The organism is Plantibacter sp. CFBP 8804 (assembly GCF_014841225.1).
GTDB classification, from domain to species: Bacteria; Actinomycetota; Actinomycetes; order Actinomycetales; family Microbacteriaceae; genus Plantibacter; species Plantibacter auratus.
This window is the reverse complement of the sequence record NZ_JACYTU010000032.1, coordinates 1-5,211: the sequence shown is the minus strand read 5'-3', so window position 1 is coordinate 5,211 and position 5,211 is coordinate 1. Positions and strand designations below refer to the sequence as shown.

General features: G+C 64.6%; 3 protein-coding genes. All 3 read right to left on the bottom strand.

Annotated features, from left to right (window positions below; translation table 11 throughout):
- Positions 1-2,233 (bottom strand): hypothetical protein (locus IFU11_RS19870; RefSeq protein ID WP_192020093.1); only part of this gene is annotated, 2,233 nt, incomplete at its 3' end.
- Positions 2,234-2,360: 127 nt separating this feature from the next.
- Positions 2,361-3,101 carry a signal peptidase I gene (gene lepB / locus IFU11_RS19865; protein ID WP_137243586.1) on the bottom strand — a complete coding sequence of 247 codons (741 nt, stop codon included), beginning with the start codon at positions 3,099-3,101 and terminating at the stop codon, positions 2,361-2,363.
- 366 nt (positions 3,102-3,467) lie between these two features.
- A complete protein-coding gene (locus IFU11_RS19860) occupies positions 3,468-4,001 on the bottom strand; it encodes a hypothetical protein (RefSeq protein ID WP_192020092.1) in 534 nt (177 codons plus the stop codon).
- Between the last annotated feature and the right edge of the window lie 1,210 nt (positions 4,002-5,211).

The window sequence follows — 5,211 nt, the reverse complement described above, 5'->3', positions numbered from 1 at the left end:
ACGCCTCAGTCTGATTGCCGTCTCCGTCGACATCCGTCGCGTCGACGATCTTGCCGCTCCAGGTGGTCGTGTTCGGTTCGAAGGTGTTGCGAGCGTCGCCTGCCCAGACGCTCGCCTGGCTGTTGGTTCCGGCGACAACCGACGAGGTAGGGCTGGCGGCTACGGTCATCGTCGGCCACGTCGCATTCATGCCGAAGGTCGCTGCAGTGGGCCAGGAAGCGATGACGGCCTGACGAGTGACACCGCCAATAGTCACATTCTTGTAGGTGAAGCTGACGCCAGGCGGTACCGCCCCCGCGGCGAAGGCCGCCGAGTTCGGTAGTACCTTCCAGCCAGCGGGGGCGATGAACACATACTGCGGCGAGACGCTGCGATTCGCTGGGATGTTCGTCGTCGAACCCCTCACGTTGAATGTGACCTTGCCGGCTGGGACGACCTGTCCGCCCCCTTCGACAATCGGTGCCCCGTCGAAACCAGCCGAAAAACCGGGTGTCGCCACCGGAACGACGACTTTCGGCCACTCGCGGAATGTCACGGTTCCCGAGGCCATCGTCTCGAGCGGCTCGATCTGCGGGTGGTCTGGGTAGGTCATCGTCGCGGTGGCGGTGTTCGACCACTGGACGAACGGTGTTCCCACCGGGACTTCGTACGAGTAGGTGACTCTAAAGACCGTGCCTGCTGTGCCTGTTTGCACGATGTTCGGGCCGGCGAGACTGCCGGAGGTCACGGTTGCTGAGGTGATCCAGCTTCCGGCAGGGGCTGTATATGAGCCCGTGGCGGAGTCCGAGGTGGATGTCGTCCCGTTGGTGACCGTATAGGCGATCTTCGCGGCGGGGCTGGTTGCGGTGGTGTCGATACGCCGAACCCTCGCCGGAGAGTCTCCGAGGTCCTTGTCCACGATGGTCGAGACGCCGGTGGCGTTCCCCCGGTTGACGGACTCCACAAACCACTGCTTGTTTTGGCTGAAAGGGGCCAGGGTTTGCCCGGGCGAGCATACCCGCCCCCACTCGTCACGCCCGGAGACCGGACAGGTGAGGCCGGCGACCTTCGGGGGTACGTTGACGTATCGCTCGCCAGCGACGATCGCATCGGAGGTTGAGATCTTGCTTTGGTCGGCTCGTCCGAACGGCTCGACGCGCACTACATCGTGCGTGAACGAGGTAGTGGCCGTCTTGGTCGTCGCACCGTCGTCGAGGTAGGTCACTGAGACATCGGCGTTGTTCGTGACCGGAACACTGAAGTCGGCCCCGCCAGCGCTCTCGGGGAACGCGCTCGCTGGGTATCGGACCGTGACCGAGCGCGGGTTGTAGCCGAACCCTTGGCTCCAACCTGAGAACGCCGATACGCCCCAGCCGCCGGCAGCGGTTGCACCCGATCCGCTCCAAGTCACCGTCTGCGTAGCAGCGTCGTATGTCCCGCCATCAGATGCACTGACGAATTGTGCCCGCGCGGGAAGACGGTCCACCACTGTGTAGTTCTTCGCGCACTGCAGGTTTCCGGCAGCGGTCCACCGTCCCGAACCTCGATTCGAGAAACATCCGTCCGACATGGCGATCCGGTAGGTCAGGTCGACGTCCGGGCGCACCGAAGCTGGGCCCGTCTTGATGATGCTTGGCGCCGTCGGCAAACTAATCTGCCAGGTGACCGATGGAGCGTCGGCGGTCGCTGAAGCGACCGCATTGGGCGACGCAATCGTTGCGGAATTCTGAATCTCGTAGCCGTCGGGGAAGTATGCAGGTGCCGTCACGCCGGGTGCGCTCGTGTCGATGTCGCGCACGTACTGCACCAGGAAGGTGGAGGATGTGCCGGCTGCGACGTTACCCAAGCGCACGGTGACCCCCGCAGTGATACTGTTCGCGATGGTCGCGCCGCCACCTGCCGGCGGTGTCCACGTCTCGTACCGGTGGATGCGGAAGGTTCCGTAGGTGGGATCCAGCGCTGCGGCTGGAAGAGTCACGACCGCATCAGTGCATTCCGCCACCGAGCAGGAATATGCGATGCGGTAGCCGAGACGATTGTTCTGCTGATTGAATCCCGCCGTCGTCACGACGTCACCTGTCGTCGTATCGACAGGTGTGATCTCGATCGAGAGAATGGCAGGGCCGACCGCTGAAGCGCTGCCAGCGGTGACCGGTACCGTCCCGACCGCCAGGACGGCACCGAGTAGCGCCGGCAGCAGTAGCCGGGCGCGACGGGTGAACGGGCGCGCGTGACGACGTGAACTTCTAGGCATGTGTGGACCCTTCCCCGCATGAACCTAGGGTTCACACGGCCCTGGAAGGTCAACGAGTTAGCGAACTCACCCCGGAGTTCACCCTTTCGGACGTGTCGTCAGAGCGCGACGGACGGCTTGGGCAGTTTCACCGGTCGTTGACGCTCGAGGGTACGCCGAGGAAGACGGTGCTGTGGTTGTCGAGCCAGCTCCATCGGTTGGTTGGCCAGGTGGTCAGGATGGCGCGCCCGACGACGTTGTCGATCGGGACGAAGCCTTTCCCTGGCAGCGTCGGGTGGTAGCGGGAGTCTTGGGAGTTGCTGCGGTTGTCACCCAGCACCCAGAGCGCGTTTGGAGGAACGATCACGTCGAACGTCATCGAGGAGGCCGCGGTTCCTTCGCCGTGGGGTTTGATGTAGCTGTGTTCGTCGACTGGTACGTCGTTGATGGTGATCTGGCCGAGAGGGTTGCAACACACGACGTGGTCGCCGGGAAGACCGATGACCCGTTTGATGAGGTGGTCGTTCGCGTCATCGGCGGCGAGGCCGATGCCCTGCAGTACCCAGTCGAGGGCCGCCTGCGCCGGCTCCTTGTTGGGCTCCGGTTTCGGGGCTAGCCAGCCGCCAGGATCTGTGAAGACGACGATGTCTCCTCGCTCGATGGGTAGAAGCCGTGGCTCGAGCTGATTCACCAACACGCGGTCTTCTTTCTGCAGTGTGTTCTCCATTGAGCCCGAAGGTATGTAGAACGAGCGCACGAGGAAGGACTTGATCAGGACCGATGCCAGGAGGGCGATCGCGACGATGATCAGGAGATCACGGGTGAACAACCACCCAGACTTCCTGCGGGGCGGGATGGCGGCGGCGTCCGGCGCTGCTGTCTCGGTCAAGTGCCTCCCCTTTCAGGGCCGGTGCCACACGTCTCCGGGTCGGACGTGGAGTGAGCGACCCGTATGGCTTGCGATCACCGGTGGGGCCCGAAGATACACCGGTGGTCCAGGATACGGAGCATCGATGGTGGGGTTGGAAGTAGCGTGTCACATCGAGACGAGACGGTGCCCAGAACACCACAGTAAGACCCGGGCAAGTCATCGCCGACGACGACACCGCAGCTGCAGAAGCGTTTGTAAAACCTGACGGACGTGCTCGCTGCCGTGGAGAAAGCCTGGCTGCTCGATCGGCGTGCCGAGCTTCGTCAGGAAGACCATCCCAGTGTTGTCCCCTGGGGTGCTCCTCGGCGGCCCTGCTGCAGAACCTCAGCGACCACCGGCGGAACGAGTGCGCCGTTGCGCGGCCCGGTCCTCGGAGTCGTCCGTCGAGGGGAGAATGCTGTCGCGTCCGGATCGAGCCATGAGTAGGAGGACCAGGGCGCCGCCGGAGAGGATGCCGTCGACGATGCCGGCGGGCAGCATGAAGATCATGAGCACGAGGGTGACGGTGCAGTTGATCAGGGAGAGGTGGAGACCCCAGGCGCGGTTCTTCAGCACGCCGATCGCGCCGACGGTGCGGAGTGCGCCGAAGATGCCGCTCATGACCATCATCAGTGCGAGGTTGTCGTTCAGGTAGGGCAGAGCGAAAACATGGACGCCGGGTGGCAGATCCCCGGGGATCAGGCCCAGGGCGAGCATGACTGGTAGGGCGAGCGTGATGAGCCCCTCCATGGCAAGGCCTTGAATGAGGAGGAGGAAAGCGGCGAGGCGGAGTCGTGCGCGCCGGACGGCGATCGGTCGTACGGCAGGCATCTGCGGCGTTGTCTGGAACGGCTGGTTCGTCGTCTCATCGTGGGTCACGATGTCACGGTAGAGAACTGATTCCCGGACCGCCATCGACCATCTGGGGGATATCGATGTGCGCGCCCGATCCGGAGTCGTCCAACGCGGTGGACAGCTCGCCATGCTGGTCGAGTTGCTCGGCCGGCTCTCGAGAGGTCACCCGAAAGATCACCCGAGCGTCCCGTCCATTCGGGTTGTCGAGCTGTGAGACTACCCCGGTAGGAGGCCGTTGACCCGTGAGGTCACATGCTTCCGCCATGTTCCGATCCGTCTGAAAGGTCCGACTCCATGCGCAACATCCTCAGCGGCTGCGGCATCGCCGTGTGCCTCCTGATGCTCGTTCCTTCGGCGGCTCGAGCCGAGACGTCGGAGGTCGTCGGTGCGATCGCTGTGCCGCTGGATGCAGCTGTGTGGGGTGACCGGGCCCCGCTCACCGCTCCGGGGTCGATCGCTCTCCCGTATGCGTTCTCGACCGCAGAGATACCGACGGTGACGGGCACAGGATTGATGGTGCCGGCTCCCGAGGCGGGATGCATCCGTTTGGTCAACGGTCTCACCATGACCGTGACGGTTGCGGGTAGCAGGGCGTCGACAGCTGTGCAGGTCACGCCGTTCACCGCGCCGGATCCGACTCGGGAGGATGCCGGTGCGACGTCCGATCTGACCCGTGTCCTCCCGCCGAGCGAGCTGTCCCAGACCGTCTCCGGAACGACGATGTTCGGCGAACCCGTGCCCTCCGAGAGTGCGTTCTTCACGGTCGCCTTCGGCAGTGAGGTCGCGGCCGACTGGACGATCGAGCGGATCGGTTTCATCGTCACGGACAAGTGCGGGGCGTCGCCGGGATTGGAGCCTGCTGTTCCACCAGCGCCGGTCCCGCAGGAATCGCCGTCTCAGGAGCCTCCTGCAGTCGCGGGGGAGCGACTGGCGGAGACCGGGGTCGACCCGGGTATGGCAGGTGCGCTCGGGGCAGTGATGCTGGTGCTGGGAGTCGTAGCGCTCCGTCGCCCTCGCAGAGGTCCTGCCGTGCGTTGATTCTGGACGTGGCCGCTGTCACCGGCGCTCCGCTTCACCAGCCGTGCCCGGGCCGCCGCCCAGCGGCACCAGGGCAGTGCTGCGCTCCATCGCGAGCATGAGGGCTTCGAGTGCGTGCATGATCGATTGCGCGTCCCGTCGGGAGTCGGATGAAGGCGCGTCGTCGGTCTCGAGTTCACCGATCTCGAGACCGACG